General features: G+C 73.7%; 18 protein-coding genes. 11 read left to right on the top strand and 7 right to left on the bottom strand.

The features are described 5' to 3' along the window. The first annotated feature begins 77 nt into the window (after positions 1–77). Positions 78–449: a YchJ family protein gene (locus AC6I72_RS25400; RefSeq protein ID WP_498003469.1), complete on the top strand. Its 372-nt coding sequence runs from the start codon at positions 78–80 to the stop codon at positions 447–449. 24 nt (positions 450–473) lie between these two features. Here the strand turns inward: AC6I72_RS25400 and AC6I72_RS25395 are convergent, their stop codons facing one another. Next, a complete protein-coding gene (locus AC6I72_RS25395; protein WP_366725691.1) occupies positions 474–1,175 on the bottom strand; it encodes a FadR/GntR family transcriptional regulator in 702 nt (233 codons plus the stop codon). 143 nt (positions 1,176–1,318) lie between these two features. Here AC6I72_RS25395 and AC6I72_RS25390 point away from each other — a divergent pair, with 143 nt between their 5' ends. The 4 genes from AC6I72_RS25390 (at position 1,319) to AC6I72_RS25375 (ending at position 5,221) form a co-directional block, all read left to right on the top strand. Next, positions 1,319–1,864: a gluconokinase gene (locus AC6I72_RS25390; protein ID WP_366725766.1), complete on the top strand. Its 546-nt coding sequence runs from the start codon at positions 1,319–1,321 to the stop codon at positions 1,862–1,864. A 75-nt stretch (positions 1,865–1,939) separates the two neighbouring features. Further along, positions 1,940–3,337, top strand: a complete 1,398-nt coding sequence (locus AC6I72_RS25385) for a GntP family permease (protein ID WP_037859540.1) — start codon at positions 1,940–1,942, stop codon at positions 3,335–3,337. 10 nt (positions 3,338–3,347) lie between these two features. Further along, on the top strand, positions 3,348–4,112 hold the full coding sequence (locus AC6I72_RS25380; protein WP_498003468.1) for a glucose 1-dehydrogenase: 765 nt from the start codon (positions 3,348–3,350) through the stop codon (positions 4,110–4,112). A gap of 38 nt (positions 4,113–4,150) precedes the next feature. After that, positions 4,151–5,221: an L-idonate 5-dehydrogenase gene (locus tag AC6I72_RS25375; protein WP_498004820.1), complete on the top strand. Its 1,071-nt coding sequence runs from the start codon at positions 4,151–4,153 to the stop codon at positions 5,219–5,221. Positions 5,222–5,328: 107 nt separating this feature from the next. On the opposite strand, the gene AC6I72_RS25370 is transcribed toward AC6I72_RS25375, so the two are convergent. Beyond that, positions 5,329–5,955, bottom strand: a complete 627-nt coding sequence (locus AC6I72_RS25370) for a cytochrome b/b6 domain-containing protein (protein ID WP_498003467.1) — start codon at positions 5,953–5,955, stop codon at positions 5,329–5,331. Then, positions 5,939–6,727: a molybdopterin-dependent oxidoreductase gene (locus AC6I72_RS25365; protein ID WP_498003466.1), complete on the bottom strand. Its 789-nt coding sequence runs from the start codon at positions 6,725–6,727 to the stop codon at positions 5,939–5,941. The genes AC6I72_RS25370 and AC6I72_RS25365 overlap by 17 nt, the downstream gene beginning before the upstream one ends. Before the next feature lie 715 nt (positions 6,728–7,442). Here AC6I72_RS25365 and AC6I72_RS25360 point away from each other — a divergent pair. From AC6I72_RS25360 to AC6I72_RS25345, 4 genes are all read left to right on the top strand, one after another. Next, a complete protein-coding gene (locus AC6I72_RS25360; protein WP_498003465.1) occupies positions 7,443–8,354 on the top strand; it encodes a DMT family transporter in 912 nt (303 codons plus the stop codon). An 88-nt stretch (positions 8,355–8,442) separates the two neighbouring features. Further along, the gene (locus AC6I72_RS25355; protein ID WP_498003464.1) at positions 8,443–8,958 is read left to right on the top strand and encodes an NUDIX hydrolase; all 516 of its coding nucleotides are present in this window, start codon (positions 8,443–8,445) and stop codon (positions 8,956–8,958) included. Between the two features lie 53 nt (positions 8,959–9,011). Further along, positions 9,012–9,404 (top strand): YidH family protein, encoded by a 393-nt coding sequence (locus AC6I72_RS25350; RefSeq protein WP_498003463.1) that lies wholly within the window; start codon positions 9,012–9,014, stop codon positions 9,402–9,404. After that, a complete protein-coding gene (locus AC6I72_RS25345) occupies positions 9,401–9,733 on the top strand; it encodes a DUF202 domain-containing protein (RefSeq protein WP_498003462.1) in 333 nt (110 codons plus the stop codon). Before AC6I72_RS25350 ends, AC6I72_RS25345 begins: the two co-directional genes overlap by 4 nt. Positions 9,734–9,825: 92 nt before the next feature. On the opposite strand, the gene AC6I72_RS25340 is transcribed toward AC6I72_RS25345, so the two are convergent. From AC6I72_RS25340 to AC6I72_RS25325, 4 genes are read right to left on the bottom strand one after another with little or no spacing between them, the layout of a single operon-like run. Then, the gene (locus AC6I72_RS25340) at positions 9,826–10,755 is read right to left on the bottom strand and encodes an NADP-dependent oxidoreductase (RefSeq protein ID WP_498003461.1); all 930 of its coding nucleotides are present in this window, start codon (positions 10,753–10,755) and stop codon (positions 9,826–9,828) included. A 46-nt stretch (positions 10,756–10,801) separates the two neighbouring features. Next, positions 10,802–11,395 (bottom strand): TetR/AcrR family transcriptional regulator, encoded by a 594-nt coding sequence (locus tag AC6I72_RS25335; RefSeq protein ID WP_037859671.1) that lies wholly within the window; start codon positions 11,393–11,395, stop codon positions 10,802–10,804. Positions 11,396–11,420: 25 nt separating this feature from the next. Beyond that, the gene (locus AC6I72_RS25330; RefSeq protein ID WP_498003460.1) at positions 11,421–13,094 is read right to left on the bottom strand and encodes a class I adenylate-forming enzyme family protein; all 1,674 of its coding nucleotides are present in this window, start codon (positions 13,092–13,094) and stop codon (positions 11,421–11,423) included. Then, entirely contained in the window at positions 13,091–13,855 is a 765-nt protein-coding gene (locus AC6I72_RS25325; RefSeq protein ID WP_498003459.1) for an SDR family oxidoreductase, read from the bottom strand. Before AC6I72_RS25325 ends, AC6I72_RS25330 begins: the two co-directional genes overlap by 4 nt. 206 nt (positions 13,856–14,061) lie before the next feature. Between AC6I72_RS25325 and AC6I72_RS25320 the strand changes: the two genes are divergently transcribed. Then, positions 14,062–15,309 (top strand): exo-beta-N-acetylmuramidase NamZ family protein, encoded by a 1,248-nt coding sequence (locus tag AC6I72_RS25320; RefSeq protein ID WP_498003458.1) that lies wholly within the window; start codon positions 14,062–14,064, stop codon positions 15,307–15,309. A gap of 161 nt (positions 15,310–15,470) precedes the next feature. Continuing rightward, complete coding sequence (locus AC6I72_RS25315) at positions 15,471–16,775, top strand: serine-threonine protein kinase (RefSeq protein WP_498003457.1); 1,305 nt, start codon at positions 15,471–15,473, stop codon at positions 16,773–16,775.

Raw genomic sequence — 16,775 nt, 5'->3', positions numbered from 1 at the left:
TGCGCCGGGGGCCGGCGGGCTCTGTGCGCGGTGGGCGGTGTGCGCCCGGGCCGGCGGGCGCGGGCACAATGGGCGCCATGACCACGCGTTCCTGCCCGTGCGGGCTGACCGGGCCGTACGAGAAGTGCTGCGGCCGCTACCACGCCGGCGCCGCCGCCCCGAGCGCCGAGGCGCTGATGCGGTCGCGGTACAGCGCCTTCGTCCGGCAGGACACGGGGTACCTGCTGCGCACGTGGCACCCGCGGACGCGGCCGGCGCGGCTGGACCTGGACCCGGCGATGCGCTGGACGGGGCTGGAGATCCTGGGGACGACGGACGGTTCCGCCTTCCACACCACCGGCACCGTGACGTTCCGGGCGTCCTACCGGGGCGGCTCGCTGCACGAGCGCAGCCGTTTCGAGCGGGTGGACGGGGCGTGGGTGTACGTGGACGGCGACTTCCTGTCGTAGGGCCTCACCGCGGGGCCCGCCGCTCTACGGCGCCAGGATGTCCAGTTCCTGCAGCGCGCCGACGGTGATCTCGCGGGTCAGCCGTTCGGCGCGTTCGGCGTCGCGCTCGCGGACGGCCTCGGCGACCTGGACGTGGAGGGTGACGGCGGCCGGGTCGGGGTCCTCGAACATGACCTCGTGGTGGGTGCGGCCCGCCAGTACCTCGGCGACCACGTCGCCCAGGCGCGCGAACATCTCGTTGCCCGACGCGGTGAGGATCACGCGGTGGAAGGCCATGTCGTGGAAGAGGTACTGCTCCAGGCGGTGGCCGCGTGAGTTGGCGACCATGCCGAGGGCGCACTCGGTGAGTTCGGCGCACTGCTCGGGGCCCGCGTGCCGGGCGGCCAGCCCGGCCGCCACGGGTTCGACCGCCGAGCGCAGCACGGTCAGCGAGCGCAGCTGACGCGGCCGGTCGGCGCCCGCCAGACGCCAGCGGATGACCTGGGGGTCGTAGACGTTCCACTGGTTCTGGGGCAGGACGGTCACGCCCACGCGGCGGCGCGACTCGACCAGGTGCATGGATTCCAGGACGCGGACCGCCTCGCGCATCACGGAGCGTGAGACGTCGAAACGCTGTGCCAGTTCGTCGGTGCGCAGGACGCTGCCCGGCGGGTACTCGCCCGCGGTGATGGCGGGGCCGAGGGTGTCCAGTACGCGGCCGTGCAGCCCCCGGCCCGGTGTGCTCATGCACTCAGCGTACGGGGCGGGTCACGGAATCAAAAAGTCAGACTTATACGTCACAGTCTCTTGAATTCGTCGTACCTAATGGGTTTCAGTGTGGCGGACGCCGGATGTCGGCGTCCCATGTCGAGGAAGACAGCGAGGCAGTGATGCGCACCCCCCACGTCGTCGTGGTGATGGGCGTCGCCGGCACGGGCAAGACCACGATCGGTCCCCTGCTCGCGGCCCGGCTCGGCGTCCCGTACGCCGAGGGCGACGACTTCCACCCGCAGGCCAACATCGACAAGATGTCGGCCGGAATCCCGCTCGACGACGACGACCGGTGGCCCTGGCTCGATGCCATCGGCGGCTGGGCGCACGGGCGGGCGGGGCTCGGCGGGGTGGTGAGCAGCTCGGCGCTGAAGCGGTCGTACCGCGACCGGCTCAGGGCGGCGGCCCCCGGGATCGTCTTCGTCCATCTGACGGGCTCCCGGCAGCTCATCGAGGACCGGATGACGCACCGTCAGGGTCACTTCATGCCGACCGCGCTGCTGGACTCCCAGTTCGCCACGCTCCAGCCGCTCCAGGCGGACGAGCGGGGCGTCGCGGTGGACGTCTCCGGCTCGCCGGAGGAGATCACCGCGCGCGCCGTGGCCGCGCTGGACGACCTCGACAGCACCGCGCGGTCCGCCCCGGCCGAGCCGTCCCCCCGGTGACGCCGCTCCCCCACGGCCGCCGGCCGCGCCACCTCTGAAACCCACCGTCCCTCTTCACCACCAAGGGAACTCCCCGTGACCAGACTCAGCGTCGAGATGCTGGCAGCGGACGCGCCCCCGCCGATCACCTCGGCCGGACACGCCCAGCTGGGAATCGCCGTCCTGGCGGGCATCGCCGTCATCGTCCTGCTCATCACCAAGTTCAAGCTGCACGCCTTCCTGTCGCTGACCATCGGGTCCCTCGTGCTCGGCGCGGTCGCCGGCGCGCCGCTGGACAAGGCGATCACCAGCTTCACCAGCGGCCTCGGTTCGACGGTCGCCGGCGTGGGCGTGCTGATCGCGCTGGGTGCGATCCTCGGCAAACTGCTCGCCGACTCGGGCGGCGCGGACCAGGTCGTCGACACGATCCTGGCGAAGGCCGGGGGCCGGGCGATGCCGTGGGCGATGGTGCTGATCGCCTCCGTGATCGGTCTGCCGCTGTTCTTCGAGGTCGGCATCGTGCTGCTGATCCCGGTGGTCCTGATGGTGGCCAAGCGCGGCAACTACTCCCTGATGCGGATCGGCATCCCGGCACTGGCCGGTCTGTCCGTGATGCACGGTCTGATCCCGCCGCACCCCGGCCCGCTGGTCGCGATCGACGCGGTCAAGGCCAACCTGGGCGTGACGCTGGCGCTGGGCATAGTCGTCGCGATCCCGACCGTGATCATCGCCGGTCCGCTGTTCTCCAAGGTCGCGGCCCGCTGGGTGGACGTCCCCGCCCCGGACCGCATGCTCCCGGAGCGCGCCTCGGAGCAGCTGGAGCGGCGGCCGGGCTTCGGCGCCACGCTGGCCACGGTGCTGCTGCCAGTCGTGCTGATGCTGGTCAAGGCCCTGGTCGACATCGTCGTGGACGACCCGGCGAACATGACCCAGCGGGTCTTCGACGTGATCGGCTCGCCGCTGATCGCGCTGCTCGCCGCCGTGATCGTCGGCATCTTCACGCTGGGCCGGCCGGCCGGGTTCACCAAGGAGCGCGTCAACTCCACCGTCGAGAAGGGCCTGATGCCCATCGCGGGCGTCATGCTCATCGTCGGCGCGGGCGGCGGCTTCAAGCAGACGCTGATCGACTGCGGGGTGGGCCAGATGATCCTGGACATCTCCAAGAGCTGGTCGATCCCGGCGGTGCTGCTGGCCTGGCTGATCGCGGTGGTGATCCGGCTCGCGACCGGTTCGGCGACCGTGGCGACCGTCTCGGCGGCCGGTCTGGTCGCGCCGCTGGCGGCCGACATGTCGACCACCCACGCCGCCCTGCTGGTGCTGGCGATCGGCGCCGGTTCGCTCTTCTTCAGCCACGTCAACGACGCCGGCTTCTGGCTGGTGAAGGAGTACTTCGGGCTGGACGTCGGCCAGACGGTCAAGACCTGGTCGCTGATGGAGACGATCCTCTCCGTGGTGGCGGGCGCCCTGGTCCTCGTCCTCTCCCTGATCCTGTAGGGGCACGGCGATGACGGCTCACCCCCTCTTCGACATCGCCGGCCGCACCGCCCTGGTCACCGGCTCCTCGCGGGGCATCGGACTGGCCCTGGCCCGCGGCCTGGCCGAGGCCGGCTGCACGGTCGTGCTCAACGGCCGGGACGGCGGCACGCTCGCGAAGGCGGCCGCCGCCCTGCCCGGCGACCGGGTGCACACGGCGGCGTTCGACGTGACCGACGGCGCCTCGGTGGCCGCCGGGATCGCGGACGTCGAGGAGCGGGTGGGCCCGCTCGACATCCTGGTCAACAACGCGGGCATGCAACTGCGCGCCCCGCTCCTGGAGTTCACGGACGCGGACTGGCACCGGATCCTGGACACCAACCTCACCAGCGCCTTCCTCGTCGGGCGGGAGGCCGCCCGGCGGATGACCGGGCGCGGCCACGGCAAGATCATCAACATCTGCTCGCTGCAGAGCGAGGTGGTCCGCCCCGGCATCGCGCCCTACGCGGCCACCAAGGGCGCGCTGAAGATGCTCACCAAGGGCATGTGCGCAGACTGGGGGCCGTACGGCGTGCAGGTCAACGCAGTCGGGCCCGGCTACATCGAGACCGAGCTGACCGAACCCCTCGTCCGAGACGAGGAGTTCAGCGCGTGGGTGCGCCGCCGCACCCCGGCCGGCCGCTGGGGCCGTACCGAGGACCTGGTGGGCGGGGTGCTGTTCCTCGCCTCCCCGGCCGCGGACTTCGTCTCCGGGCAGGTGCTGTACGTCGACGGCGGCATGACGAGTGTGCTGTAGGCGGCATGACGAGCGTGCAGCCGGAAGGGCGGTCCCGGATGCTCGGCTGTGTGATCCACGGTCAGGGTGACCTGCGGGTAGAGGAGCTGCCGGTGCCCGAGCCCGGTCCCGGGCAGGCACTGGTCGCCGTCCGCTACGGCGGGGTGTGCGGCTCCGACCTGCACTACTGGCGCCACGGCGCCGTGGGCGACTTCCGGCTGAGGGAGCCGATGGTGCTCGGGCACGAGGTGGCCGGCACGGTCGTCTCCTACGGTCCCGGAGCCGGCGGCCCGGCCCCGGGCACGGCGGTCGCGGTGCACCCGGCGACCCCGTGCGGAACCTGTCCGGAGTGCGCGGACGGGCGGCGCAACGTCTGCCGGGACACCCGCTACCTGGGCAGTGCGGCCCGGTTCCCGCACGTCCAGGGCGGCTTCGCGGCACGCGTGGCCGTCCCGGCCGCGCAGGTGCGGCCGCTCCCGGCGGGTCTCGGCCTGCGCCGGGCCGCCCTCGCCGAACCGCTCTCGGTGGCGCTGCACGCGCTGCGCCGGGCCGGGGACGTGACGGGCCGGCACCTGCTGGTGGCCGGAGCGGGACCGATCGGCTGCCTGGTCGTCGCGGCGGCGCGGGCGGCGGGCGCGGCCCGCGTGACCGTCACCGACCTGCTGCCGCGCGCCCTGCGGTACGCCTCGGCCGCCGGCGCCGACACGGTCGTACGGGCCGACGACCCGGCGGACCCCGGGTGGCCGTCCGAAGCCGACGTGGCCGTGGAGGCCTCCGGCGTGGCGGCCGGGCTCGACACGTGCCTGCGCCTGGTGCGGCGCGGCGGGGTGGTCGTCCAGCTGGGGATGCTGCCGGCCGGGCGGTCGCCGTTCGCCGGGAACCTCGTCGTCAGCCGGGAGATCGAGCTGCGCGGGGCGTTCCGCTTCGATACGGAGTTCGACGGGGCGCTGCGGCTGCTGGCCGCCGGTCCCGTCTTCGACGAGCTGGTCAGCGCGGTGGTTCCGGTGGCCGACGCCGAGGCGGCGTTCGCGCTGGCGGCGGACCGCGCGCGGTCGTGCAAGGTGCTGCTGGACTTCGGGGACCCTCGAGCGGACCCGGGGGGCCGCGAAAGGGACGTCAGCTCGCGGTGACGTCGTCGGCCAAGGTGTCCTCGGCGGTCACGGGACCTCGTCGGTCACGGTGACCTCGGCGGCCGCAGTGCCCGGGCGGCCCGGTGATTCCGGCGGCCCCGCCTCCCTCACGGTTTCCACAGCGGGTGTTCGTGGTCCGCCCAGGTGCGGCTGACCATGCCGGTGCGCAGACCGCGGCGGGCCTCCGGGTCGCCGAGGGCCATGCCGATGTGGCCGGCCAGCACCACGCCGACGGTCAGGGCCAGCCAGTCGTGGACGAAGGTGGCTCCGGTGCGCCACCTCAGCGGGGTGAGGTGGGTGAACCACATCATCAGACCGGTACCGAGCATGACCACGGCGGCCCCCGCGATCCAGGCCGCGTAGACCTTCTGACCGGCGTTGAACTTGCCCGCGGGGCGCGCGGCGGGCCGCCGGTCGCGGCGCAGGGCGGCACGCAGCCACACCTTGTCGTGCGGGCCGAAGCGGTTGAGGAAGCGCAGGTCGGTGCGGAGGGCGCGGGAGGCCAGCCCCAGCAGGACCGGCACCGGCAGCGCGAGGCCCGCGCACTCGTGGACGCGGACGACCAGTTCGCGGCGGCCGACGAGCACCGCGAGCTGCGGGATGTACAGGAAGGCGGCCGTCAGCACGCACACGCCCATCAGCGCGGCCGTGGTGCGGTGCACCCACCGCTGGACGGGGCCGAAGCGGCGGACGTCCCGGACGGGCGGTGCCGCGGTCTCAGCTCGTGGGGTCATCACTGCGTCCGTTCGAACGGCCGACCCAGGCGTCGACGTCGTACCCCCGGTCCTCCCAGTAGCCGGGACGCACCTCGTCGGTGACGGTGATGCCGGAGAGCCACTTGGCGGACTTGTAGAAGTACATCGGGGCGACGTAGAGGCGCACCGGGCCGCCGTGGTCGTGGCCGAGGTCCTTGTCCTGCATGCGCAGGGCCACCAGCACGTCGGGACGGCGGGCCTGGCCGAGGGTCAGGCTCTCGGTGTAGGTGCCGTCGAAGCAGGTGAACCGGACGGCCCGCGCCGTGCGGCGGACCCCGGCGGCCGCCAGGAGCCGGGAGAGCCGTACGCCTTCGAAGGGCGTGCCGGGCACCCGCCAGCCGGTGACGCACTGGACGTCGCGGACCATGCGGGTCTGCGGCAGGGCGCGGAGATCGGCGAGGGTGTACGTCGCCGGGTGGTCGACCAGGCCGTCGACCCTCAGCCGGTAGTCGGTGGCGTCCTCGCGCGGGACGGAGGCGGCGACCGAGTAGTAGCGGAAGCCGCCGCCGTTGGGCAGCAGACCGGTCAGGCCGGTGGGGTCCTTGCCGGAGGCGGCGCCGAGGACACCCTCCAGACCGCGTTGCAGGGTGGGCGCGGCGGCCACGCCGAGGGCGCCCAGGCCCAGGGTGGCGAGGAAGACGCGGCGGCCGACGGGACGGCCGTGTTCCTCCGCCGCAGCGGCGGTGCGGCTCTGTTCCTCGGGCGGGCCTGCGGGGCGGCGGCTCCGCTCCTCGGACGGTTCGGGGTTCACGTCTTCATTCGAGCACCCGGGGCCCTCGCGGGCCAGGGTTCGCGGGTGCACGTCAGACTTCCGTCATCTTCTGCCTCCGGCCGGTGCTGCCTCCGGCGGGCTTCTGCCCACGGCCGGCTTCTTCTGGGCCGGCCCGGGGCCGTCGCCGGCCGGGACGCCGACGGCCTGCCGTGTGCACGGCGACCGTCTGGAGGCGCGATGGGCCCAGCCGGGCGAGGACGGTGACACGGTGCCCGCGGCGGCCCCCGCCGTCACCGGTGCGGGCGCGCAGCGACCGGCCCGCGGCTCACGGCTCACGGCTCACGGCTCACGGCTCACGGCTCACGGCTCACGGCTCACGGCTCACGGCTCACGGCTCACGGCTCACGGCTCACGGCTCACGGCTCACGGCTCACGGACAGCGAACCCTCAGCCGGCACACGGCCTCAAGGGCCGCCGTCGTGTCATACGCGTCAACCGCCGTGTCCCTTGCGGCAGTTGTGGAGCATGGCGCGGGCGGCCCGGTAGCAGGCGGACGGAGGCGGGCGGTTCACCCGTGTGGCGTACGCCATGGCGGGGTTCTGCGGGGCGGCCCACCATGGGCGTACTGCCGTGCCATCGCCCTGACGCGCAGGGCGTCGTGGCCGAGTCGACTGCGCGGATCCGGGTACTGGCCCCAGCGAGCAGCGCTCCAGGACGCTACAGTCGGCCATTACGCACCCCGTGGCCCGGCCGGATGATCGAGGTACGCAGCGTGTCGGTTCTGGTTCTGATTCTCGCCGTGAGTGCCGCCTGCTGCCTGGGCTTCGGTTTCGTACTCCAGCAGAACGCGGCCCAGCGGGCTCCGCTCAGCGACTTCCTCTCACCGCGGCTGCTGCTCGACCTGGTCAGGGTGCCGCGCTGGCTGGGCGGGATCGGGCTGATGGTCGTCGGCATGGTGCTGGGCGCGATGGCCCTGGGCCGGGGCGAGATCTCCCTGGTGGAGCCGCTGCTCGCCACGAACCTGCTGTTCGCGCTGGCGCTGTCGCGCAGACAGACCCGGCAGCCGCTGGGCCGCCAGGGCTGGCTGGGTCTCGCGCTGCTGGCCGGGGGCGTGACGGCATTCATCCTGGCGGGCCAGCCGCGGGCGGGCAGCGCGGTCACCGACCCGCTGCGGCACTGGCTGATCATCGGGACCATGGTCGGCGTGGCGCTGCTGCTGACCACCTACGCCAAGCGGTCCCGGCTCAGCTGGGGGCCGGTGCTGCTCGCGGTGGCCGCCGGGCTGCTGTACGGGGTGCAGGACGCGCTGACCCGGGTGAGCGGGCAGCGGTTCTCGGCGGGCGGCTGGGCGGAGCTGTTCACCAGCTGGCAGCCGTACAGTCTGCTGGTGATCGGGGTGACCGGGCTGATCCTGGTGCAGAGCGCCTTCGAGACGGCCCCGCTGCGCATGTCGCTGCCCGCGCTCACCGCGGCCGAGCCGCTGGCCGGGATCGCCTGCGGCGTCGGCTTCCTCGGCGACCGGCTGCGCACCGACGTCGGCGCGCTGACCTGGGAGGCCACGGGCCTGGCCGCGATCGTGGCGGGCATCGTCCTGCTCGGCCTGCACCCGGCGATGCCCTGCGGCGTCTCGGTGCCCGAGCAGAAACGGAAACTGCAGCCTCGCTGACCCGCGCCGGCCGCCGCACCGGAACCCGCTGGCCCGCCTCCTCGCGGCCGGCTGCCCCGCACCGTTGCCCGCCTGCTTGGATGGGGGCATGAGCGCTGCGGACGAGATCCTCGACATCGTCGACGCCGACGACCGTGTCGTCGGCCGGGCTCCCCGCGGGGAGGTGTACGCCGGCGGGCTGCGGCACCGCTGTGTCTTCGTCGAGGCCCGGGACGCCCAGGGGCGGCTCTTCGTGCACCGGCGTACGGCGACCAAGCTGGTCTTCCCCTCCCTGTACGACCTGTTCGTGGGCGGGGTCGTCGGAGCCGGGGAGAGCTACGACGACGCGGCGCTGCGCGAGGCCGAGGAGGAGCTGGGCGTGACAGGGCTTCCCCGCCCCGAGTACCTGTTCAAGTTCCTGTACGAGGACGGCGCGGGACACAGCTGGTGGTCGGCCGTGTACCAGGTCCGCTGCGAGCTGCCGGTGCGCCCGCAGGCCGAGGAGGTCGCCTGGCACGGCTTCCTGACCGAGGACGAGGTCCGGCGGCGGCTGCGCGAGTGGGAGTGGGTGCCCGACGGGCTCGCCGCCCACGAGCGGCTCATGGCTCACCGGTCGGGCCGGTGAGGGTGACGCGGCTCTCCGGGGCCGGCCGGCCCGCGCCCGGATAGGGTCCCCTCGTGATCGACTTCGTACGGAACGTCCGCCTGTGGTTCGCGCCCGAGGAGGTCAGGGAGGAGGGCTCCACTCCGGACTACCGCTTCTCGCTGGCCAACGAGCGGACGTTCCTGGCCTGGCTGCGCACGGCGCTCGCGCTGATCGGCGGGGGGTTCGCGGTGGACCAGTTCCTGCCGCACCTGGGGCGGGCCTGGCGCGTCGGGCTGGCGCTCGCCCTGCTCGCGGCGGGCGTGCTGTGCTCGCTGCGCGCGGTCAACCACTGGGTGCGCTGCGAGCGGGCGATGCGCCGCGGCGAGGACCTGCCCGCCTCCCGTTTCCCGGCGCTGCTGGGCATCGTCGTGGCGGTCGTGGCCGTGGCGATGCTCGTGGTGGTCCTGGCGGGACGGGCGGGGTGAGCACGCAGGGCGGGGCGGCCGGTCCGGTGCGCGATCCCGGGCTCCAGCCGGAGCGCACGCGGCTCGCGTGGCGGCGTACGACGCTGTCGAGCACGGTGGCGGCGGTGCTCGCGGTGAAGACGGCCCTGCACGGCGGCGTCTCCCCCGCCGGCGTCCTCGTCTGCGCCCTGTGCTGCCTGCTCTGGCTGGCGTTCCTGCTGCTGGCCCAGTTCCGCATCCGCCGCCTGGCGCGCACCGCGGCCCCGCCGGCCCTCACCGCCCGGCTCGCCACGACCGCGGTGCTGTGCACGGTGGCCCTGGCCCTGTGCGCGGCGGTGCTGGTCTTCTAGGCCCTGTCGTCAAATTCCCGCCCAGGCGGCCCCGGGCAGCCCGCCTCCGCGCTGCGGCCTCCTGACGCCCCGGCCTCCTGCGCCCTGTCCTCTCAGGACCCCACGGTCACGACGATCTTCCCGCGGGTGCGGCCCTCCTGGCTGCGCCGCTGCGCCTGTGCCGCCCGCTCCAGCGGGAACGTCTCCGCCACGTGCACGCGCAGCACGCCCTGGTCGGCCAGCTCGGACAGGCGGGCCAGGTCCTCGGCGTCGGGACGGACGAAGCAGTAGCGGCCGCCGTAGGAGACCACCTCGGGGTCGGCGATGGAGGCCAGCCGGCCCTCGGGCGCGAGCAGGTGGGCGGAGGTCCTGGTGGTCTCGCCGCCGACCGTGTCGAACACGGCGGTGACGCCCTCGGGCGCGAGCCCGCGCACCCGCTCGGCCAGTCCGTCGCCGTAGGTGACCGGCTCGCCGCCCAGGGAGCGCACGTAGTCGTGGTTGCGTTCACTCGCGGTGCCGATCACTCGGGCGCCCAGGTGGCGGGCGAGCTGGACGGCGAACGAGCCGACCCCGCCCGCGGCGGCGTGCACGAGGACGGTCTCGCCGCGGGCGACCCGGAGGGTCTTGACGAGCACCTGGTAGGCGGTGAGTCCGGCCAGCGGCAGACCGGCGGCCTCCTCGAAGGAGAGGGCGCGCGGCTTGCGGGCCAGGGTGCGCACCGGGGCGGCGACGTACTCGGCCAGGGTGCCGCGGGAGAGGAAGTCCTCGCGAACGTAGCCGATGACCTCGTCGCCGGCCGCGAACTCGGTGACCGCGGCACCGGGGCGCACCACCGTCCCGGCGAGGTCCCAGCCCGGGACCACCGGGAAGACCGGGTCGAGCAGGGCGTCCAGGTGGCCCTCGCGGCACTTCCAGTCGACCGGGTTCACGGCGGCCGCCCGCACCTTCACCAGCACCGAGTCCGGGCCGACCTTGGGATCGCGGACCTCCCCGTGCTCGAGCACCTCGGGTCCGCCGTACCGGCTGTAGCTGATGGCCTTCATGGCACCGACCCTCCGGGCTGCGCGCCGCTCGCGCAACCCGGCGCGCTCAGGGGCGCAGTGCCCTCAGCAGCAGGTCGGCCAGGTGGTCGGCGACCTGCTGAGGGGTGAGGGGGCCGTCGGGGCGGTACCAGGTGGACAGGTGGTGGACGGAGCCGAAGTGGTAGTCGACGACCAGGTCGGCGGGGGTGGCCCTGGTGAAGACGCCCTTGTCCTGGCCCTCTTCGATGAGCGCGCGGAAGCGTTCGTGATAGCGCCGGCGCTCGGCGCGCACCTGCTTGTTCTTCTCCGGGCTGAGGTGGTGCATGGACCGGAAGAAGATCATCGCGTCGTCGAGGTTGTCGATCGTGGTGACGACGACGTCGGCGGCGGCGTCCCGCACCCGCTTCTCGACGGGTTCGTCGGCGTCGGCGAAGGCCTCCAGCCGCTCCTGCTGGAGGCGCAGCATGCGTGCGTACACCTCGTGCAGGAGGTCGTCCTTGGAGCCGAAGTAGTGGTACAGCGCGCCCTTGGTGACCCCGGCCGCCTCGACGATCTCCTGGACCGAGGTGCGGTCGTAGCCCTGGTCGGCGAAGAGCCGGGTGGCGGCGGCCAGCAGCCGCTGGGGCACGGGGGTCCCGGCTGATTCCGTCGTCCTGGGCACTGCCGCCACCTGCCTTTCCTGGGTCCTACCGGGTGTCGTCGCGGGAACGCAGTTCCCGCCGGAGGATCTTCCCACTCGCCGTCTTCGGCAGCTCCGGCAGGATCTCCACCTGCCGCGGATACTTGTAGGCGGCCAGTCTCTCCTTGCAGTACGCGGCGAGCGCGTCCGGGTCCGCCTCGGCGTCGGGGCGCAGGCTGATGTAGGCCTTCACGGTCTCCCCGCGGTAGCCGTCGGGGACGCCGACGACGGCCGCCTCGCGCACCGCCGGATGGGTGTAGAGGACGTCCTCGACCTCCCGCGGCCACACCTTGAAGCCGGACGCGTTGATCATGTCCTTCTTGCGGTCGACGACGTACAGCCAGCCCTGTTCGTCCATGAACCCGATGTCGCCGGTGCGCAGCTCCCCGCCGGGGAAGGTCTCGGTGGTGGCGTCGGGGCGGCGCCAGTAGCCGGGCACGACCTGCGGGCCCTGTACGACGATCTCGCCCTGCTCGCCGAAGGGCACCTCGGCGCCGCTGTCGTCGAGGATCCGTACGACCGTGTCGGGGCCGGGCACGCCCACCGCGAGCGTCCCGGAGACCGGGTCGACGGGGGCTTCGCGGCCCGGGGGCACGGAGGCGCAGGGCGCGGTGCACTCGGTGAGTCCGTAGCCGTTGCGGATGTAGGGGCCGAAGCGGGAGCGGAACTTCTCCACCAGCGCGGGCGGCAGGGGCGCGCCGCCCGAGGAGATGACGTGGAAGGAGGAGAAGTGGTCCGGGGTGACGGCCGGGTGGGCGGCCAGCGCCATGAAGGCGGTGGACGGGCCGACGGTGTAGTGCGGGCGGTGCTCGGCGAACGCCTCCAGGACGACGGAGGGCTCGAAGCGGTACGCCAGCACCAGGGTGCCCGCGCTGTTCAGGCAGGCGCCGAACTGGCAGACCATGCCGGTGATGTGGAACAGCGGCGCCAGCGCAAAGTAGACAGGTCCCTCGGGCAGGCCCAGGCCGGTGCGCTGCCGCTCGGCGTTGTACATGATGTTGCCGTGCGTGTTGGTGGCGCCCTTGGGGGTGCCGCTGGTGCCGGAGGTGTAGCTGATCAGCGCGGTGTCGGCGGGTGCCGGGCCGGGCACGGCGGGGGCCGGGTGGCCGGCGCGGGCCACGGCCGTCAGGTCGTCGGCGTCCGCGGCCCGCGGCAGCCGTTCGAAGGCGAGCACGCGGGGGTCGTCGCGGCTCTGGAGGTCCCGTTCGCAGGCGGTGAGCACGATCCGTACGGGCGAGCCGGCGGCCGTGGCGCGCAGGTAGGACTCCCAGGCCCGGTCGGAGCAGACGAGCGCGCTCACCTCGCCGTCCTCCAGGACGTGCGCCAGTTCGGCGGACTTGTACATGGGGTTGACCGGGACGACGGTCGCGCCCGCCTTCCAGGCGCCGAGGACGGCGAGCACGAAGTGCGGGGAGTTCTGCAGGACGACGGCCACCCGGTCGCCGGGGCGCAGGCCGCGCGCGGCGAGGTGACCGGCCACCGAGTCGCTCAGCGCGTCGGTCTCGCGGTAGGTGAGGCGGGCGTCGAAGTAGGCGAGGAAGGTGCGGTCGGGGGCCTCGGCGGCGGACCGGCGCAGGGCGTGCACCAGGGAATCGGCGGGGTCGACGGGGGCGCGCTGGGCCTCGTCGAGGAGGGGCAGCCAGGGCTTGGCCGCGTACCGGGAGGCGGGGGTGGCGGTCACCGGTTCTCCTCCCAGGTGCGCTGGATGCGGTTCATGTGGGCCACCCACCGGTCGGGGTCGTCCGCGCGGTTGCGGTAGAAGCCGGCGACCTCGGGGTGCGGCAGGATCAGGAAGCGGTCCTCGGCGATGCCCTTGAACAGGGCGTCGGCGACGTCCCGCGGTTCGATGGCGGTGGGCTTGAGCATCAGGTCGCCCGCGCTGCCGGTGGCGGCCAGCATGTCGGTGCGCACGCCCTGCGGGCAGATGGCGTGCACCTTGATCCCGCGGTGGCCGTAGGTGAGCGACAGCCACTCGGCGAAGGCGTACGCGCCGTGCTTGGTGACGCTGTAGGGGGCGGCGCCGATCATGGTGAGCAGGCCGGCGGCGGAGACGGTGGAGACGAACCGGCCCCGGCCGCGTTCCAGCCAGGCCGGGAGCAGGGCCTCGGCGGCGCGGACGTGGGCCATGACGTTGACGTCCCAGGCGCGTGCCCAGACCTCCTCGCCCGCCGCCTCCGAGCCGGGTGATCCGACCCCCGCGTTGGCGCAGTAGACGTCGACGGTGCCGCCGAGCGCGTCACGGGCGTCGTCGACGACCGCCGAGGCGTCTCCCGGAAGGGCGATGCCGCCGGTCTCCTCGGCGACGGCCGCGGCCCGGGCGGCGTCGAGGTCGTTGACGACGACTCTGGCCCCCTCGGCGGCGAACCGGCGGGCCAGCGCGGCCCCGATGCCGCTCCCGGCTCCGGTGACGACCACTCCCGCACCCTGAACGGCTTGCACCATCGGTCTCCTTCGACGCGGCACGCTCCTGCTCTGCCGCGCCACACTAACCGGTCGGTATGTGATGCGGGAAGAGGTGGCACGGCACCGCGCGGGGGCGGCACCAGTGGTGTAGACCTCGGGCACTCCCGCAGGTTCGTTCCCAGCGGCCGAGGGCGCGCGCTAGCGTGCGTGACCATGACACCCGCCCTGATCACGGAGGTCGCCGCATGAAGCTGTCCAGACGGAGTCTGCTCGCCGGCACGGCCGCGGTCGCGGCGTCGGCCGGGCCGGCCGCTCAGGCCGAGGCGGCCCCGCAGGTCCGCGCCCGGCCGCTGCGGACCGGGTTCGAGCGGCTGGCGGCCGACGGCTACGCGGTGCTCGACGGACAGCGGGCCGGCATCGTCACCAACCCGACCGGCATCACCCGCGACGTGCGGCACATCGTGGACGTGATGCACGCCGACCGCCGGGTGGACCTGGTCGCCGTCTTCGGCCCGGAGCACGGTTTCCGCGGCACCGCGCAGGCGGGCGGCTCCGAGGGCCGCTACGACGACCCGGCCACCGGACTGCCGGTGTACGACACGTACCTCAAGAGCGGGCAGCCCCTCGCCGACGTCTTCACCGCCTCCGGCGTGGACACCGTCGTCTTCGACATCCAGGACGCCGGCGCCCGCTTCTACACGTACATCTGGACCCTGTACGACTGCATGGAGGCCGCCGCGCTCGCCGGGAAGCGGTTCGTGGTGCTCGACCGTCCCAACCCGGTGACCGGCCGGGAGGCGCTGGGCCCGGTGCTGCACGAGGAGTTCGCGACCTTCGTCGGGCGGCGGCCGGTCGCGCAGGCGCACGGCATGACGGTCGCCGAGCTGGCGCGGCTGTTCAACGGGGAGTTCCTGAGCCGGCCGGTGCCGCTGGAGACCGTCCTGATGACCGGCTGGCAGCGGTCGGACTTCTACGACGCCTCCGGGCTGCCCTGGGTGCCGCCGAGCCCGAACATGCCGACCCCCGACACGGCCCTCGTCTACTCCGGCACCTGCATGTTCGAGGGCACGAACCTCTCCGAGGGCCGTGGCACCACCCGCCCCTTCGAACTGCTGGGCGCGGAGGGGATCGACGGACGCTGGGCGGACGCGGCGAACGCCCTCGGGCTGCCGGGGGTGCGCTTCCGGGAGGCGTACTTCGCGCCCACCTTCTCCAAGTTCCAGGGCAGGACGGCCGGCGGGGTGCAGATCCACGTCCACGACCGGGCCGCCTACGACCCGGTACGGACCGGGATCGCACTGCTGGTGACCGCCAAGCGGGTCTGGAGCGGCTTCGCCTGGCGGCCGGACGACTGGATCGACAAGCTCACCGGTTCCACGCGGGTGCGCACCATGATCGACGCGGGCGCGGACACCGACGAGGTGGCGGGCGGCTGGCGCGAGGAGCTGGCCGCGTTCCGCAGGACCCGCCGGCACTACCTCCTGTACCGGTGAGCCACGCCCGCCCCGGGTCCCGGTGAGGCACGCTCGCGCCGTCACCACAGGACGTCCGGAATTACTCCTTACGGGAGTGTCCTGACGTATGGCCAACGTCCCCCGATCGCAGGACGATGCACCACACATCGCACCGTTTCGGGGGACGAGGGGGTCCGGCCATGGCGGACACGGACACGGGTGTCGCTCCGTACTGGGAGCTGACCTTCGACGCCGACGGGGACGTGGACGTCCCGGAACGGGACCGGCTGCTCGCCGGGGTCCGCGCCGGCGGCGTGCGCGACCTGATCGTCTTCGCGCACGGCTGGAACGACGACCGTTCCGGCGCCACGCGTCTGTACCACCGGTTCTTCGCCCCGGTCCCGGGGCTCGCGCCGGCCGCGCGGATCGGGTACGTGGGCGTGATCTGGCCGTCGATGCGGTTCTGCGACGAGCCGATCCCCGACTTCCCGCGCTCCACCGCCGCCGCTCTGGTGCCCGGTCCCGCGCTCGACAAGGACACCCGGCACGCCCTCGTGGAGACCTTCCCGGGGCGGGCCACCGTGGTGGACCGGCTCACGCGGATGCTGGACCAGCAGCCGCGCGAGGCCGCCGCCCTGGAGGAGTTCGGGCGGCTGGTGCGGCTGCTGGTGGAGGTGGTGCCGCCGGGGCCGCAGGCGCACTTCACGGCGGACACGGTGGCGGAGGGCGTGCCGGAGCGCGAGCCCGGCATCCTCACGCGCCCGGCGGCGGACGTCTGCGCCGAGTTCGCGCAGGCGGCGGCCGGGGCGGGGCAGGAGTCGTTCTCGCTGCCGAACCCGTGGAAGGGCGCCAAGGAACTGCTGCGGCAGGCGACGTACTACACGATGAAGCGGCGCGCGGGCACCGTCGGCGAGCGCGGGCTGGGACCGGCGGTCGGCCGGCTCGCCGACGCGGCTCCCGGTCTGCGGGTCCATCTGGTCGGGCACAGCTTCGGCGGGCGGCTGGTGTCGTTCGCGCTGCGCGGGCTGCCCGCGGGGGTGCGGACGGTGAAGTCCGTGACCCTGCTCCAGGGGGCCTTCTCGCACTACGCGTTCGCCGCCCGGCTGCCCGGCGACCCGCGCGCGGGAGGCGTCCTGCAAGGGCAGGAGCACCGGGTGGACGGCCCTCTGGTGTGCTGCGCCTCGCGCTTCGACACGGCGCTCGGCACGTTCTATCCGCTGGCCTCGCGGATGGCCGACGACGACCGGTCGGTGCTGGGCGTGGACATCGGCGCACTGCTCGGCCCCCGCTGGGGTGCGATGGGGCACGACGGGGTGCAGGCCGTGCCGGGCACGCGCGCGTGCACCCTCGCCGAGGCGCTGAGGGGGCCGCTGCCGGCGTCCGGCTGCGTGAACGTGGACGCGGCCGCGGTGGTCCGGCGCGGCGGGCCGCCCGCCGGTGCGCACAGCGACATCGTGCACCCGGAGCTGGCGCGGCTGGTGCTGGCGGCGGGCCGCATCGTGTGA

The sequence above is a fragment of the Streptomyces sp. Xyl84 genome, from assembly GCF_059731885.1.
Note: the sequence above shows the minus strand (reverse complement) of the source record. Positions and strands in the feature narration are given on the sequence as shown.

What these genes read in the sequence shown, in the direction of transcription:
- AC6I72_RS25400 (WP_498003469.1), top strand. Translation starts at nt 78, where the DNA reads ATGACCACGCGTTCCTGCCCGTGCGGGCTGACCGGGCCGTACGAGAAG.
- AC6I72_RS25395 (WP_366725691.1), bottom strand. Translation starts at nt 1,175, where the DNA reads ATGAGCACACCGGGCCGGGGGCTGCACGGCCGCGTACTGGACACCCTC.
- AC6I72_RS25390 (WP_366725766.1), top strand. Translation starts at nt 1,319, where the DNA reads ATGCGCACCCCCCACGTCGTCGTGGTGATGGGCGTCGCCGGCACGGGC.
- AC6I72_RS25380 (WP_498003468.1), top strand. Translation starts at nt 3,348, where the DNA reads ATGACGGCTCACCCCCTCTTCGACATCGCCGGCCGCACCGCCCTGGTC.
- AC6I72_RS25375 (WP_498004820.1), top strand. Translation starts at nt 4,151, where the DNA reads ATGCTCGGCTGTGTGATCCACGGTCAGGGTGACCTGCGGGTAGAGGAG.
- AC6I72_RS25370 (WP_498003467.1), bottom strand. Translation starts at nt 5,955, where the DNA reads ATGACCCCACGAGCTGAGACCGCGGCACCGCCCGTCCGGGACGTCCGC.
- AC6I72_RS25360 (WP_498003465.1), top strand. Translation starts at nt 7,443, where the DNA reads ATGATCGAGGTACGCAGCGTGTCGGTTCTGGTTCTGATTCTCGCCGTG.
- AC6I72_RS25355 (WP_498003464.1), top strand. Translation starts at nt 8,443, where the DNA reads ATGAGCGCTGCGGACGAGATCCTCGACATCGTCGACGCCGACGACCGT.
- AC6I72_RS25340 (WP_498003461.1), bottom strand. Translation starts at nt 10,755, where the DNA reads ATGAAGGCCATCAGCTACAGCCGGTACGGCGGACCCGAGGTGCTCGAG.
- AC6I72_RS25325 (WP_498003459.1), bottom strand. Translation starts at nt 13,855, where the DNA reads ATGGTGCAAGCCGTTCAGGGTGCGGGAGTGGTCGTCACCGGAGCCGGG.
- AC6I72_RS25320 (WP_498003458.1), top strand. Translation starts at nt 14,062, where the DNA reads ATGAAGCTGTCCAGACGGAGTCTGCTCGCCGGCACGGCCGCGGTCGCG.
- AC6I72_RS25315 (WP_498003457.1), top strand. Translation starts at nt 15,471, where the DNA reads ATGGCGGACACGGACACGGGTGTCGCTCCGTACTGGGAGCTGACCTTC.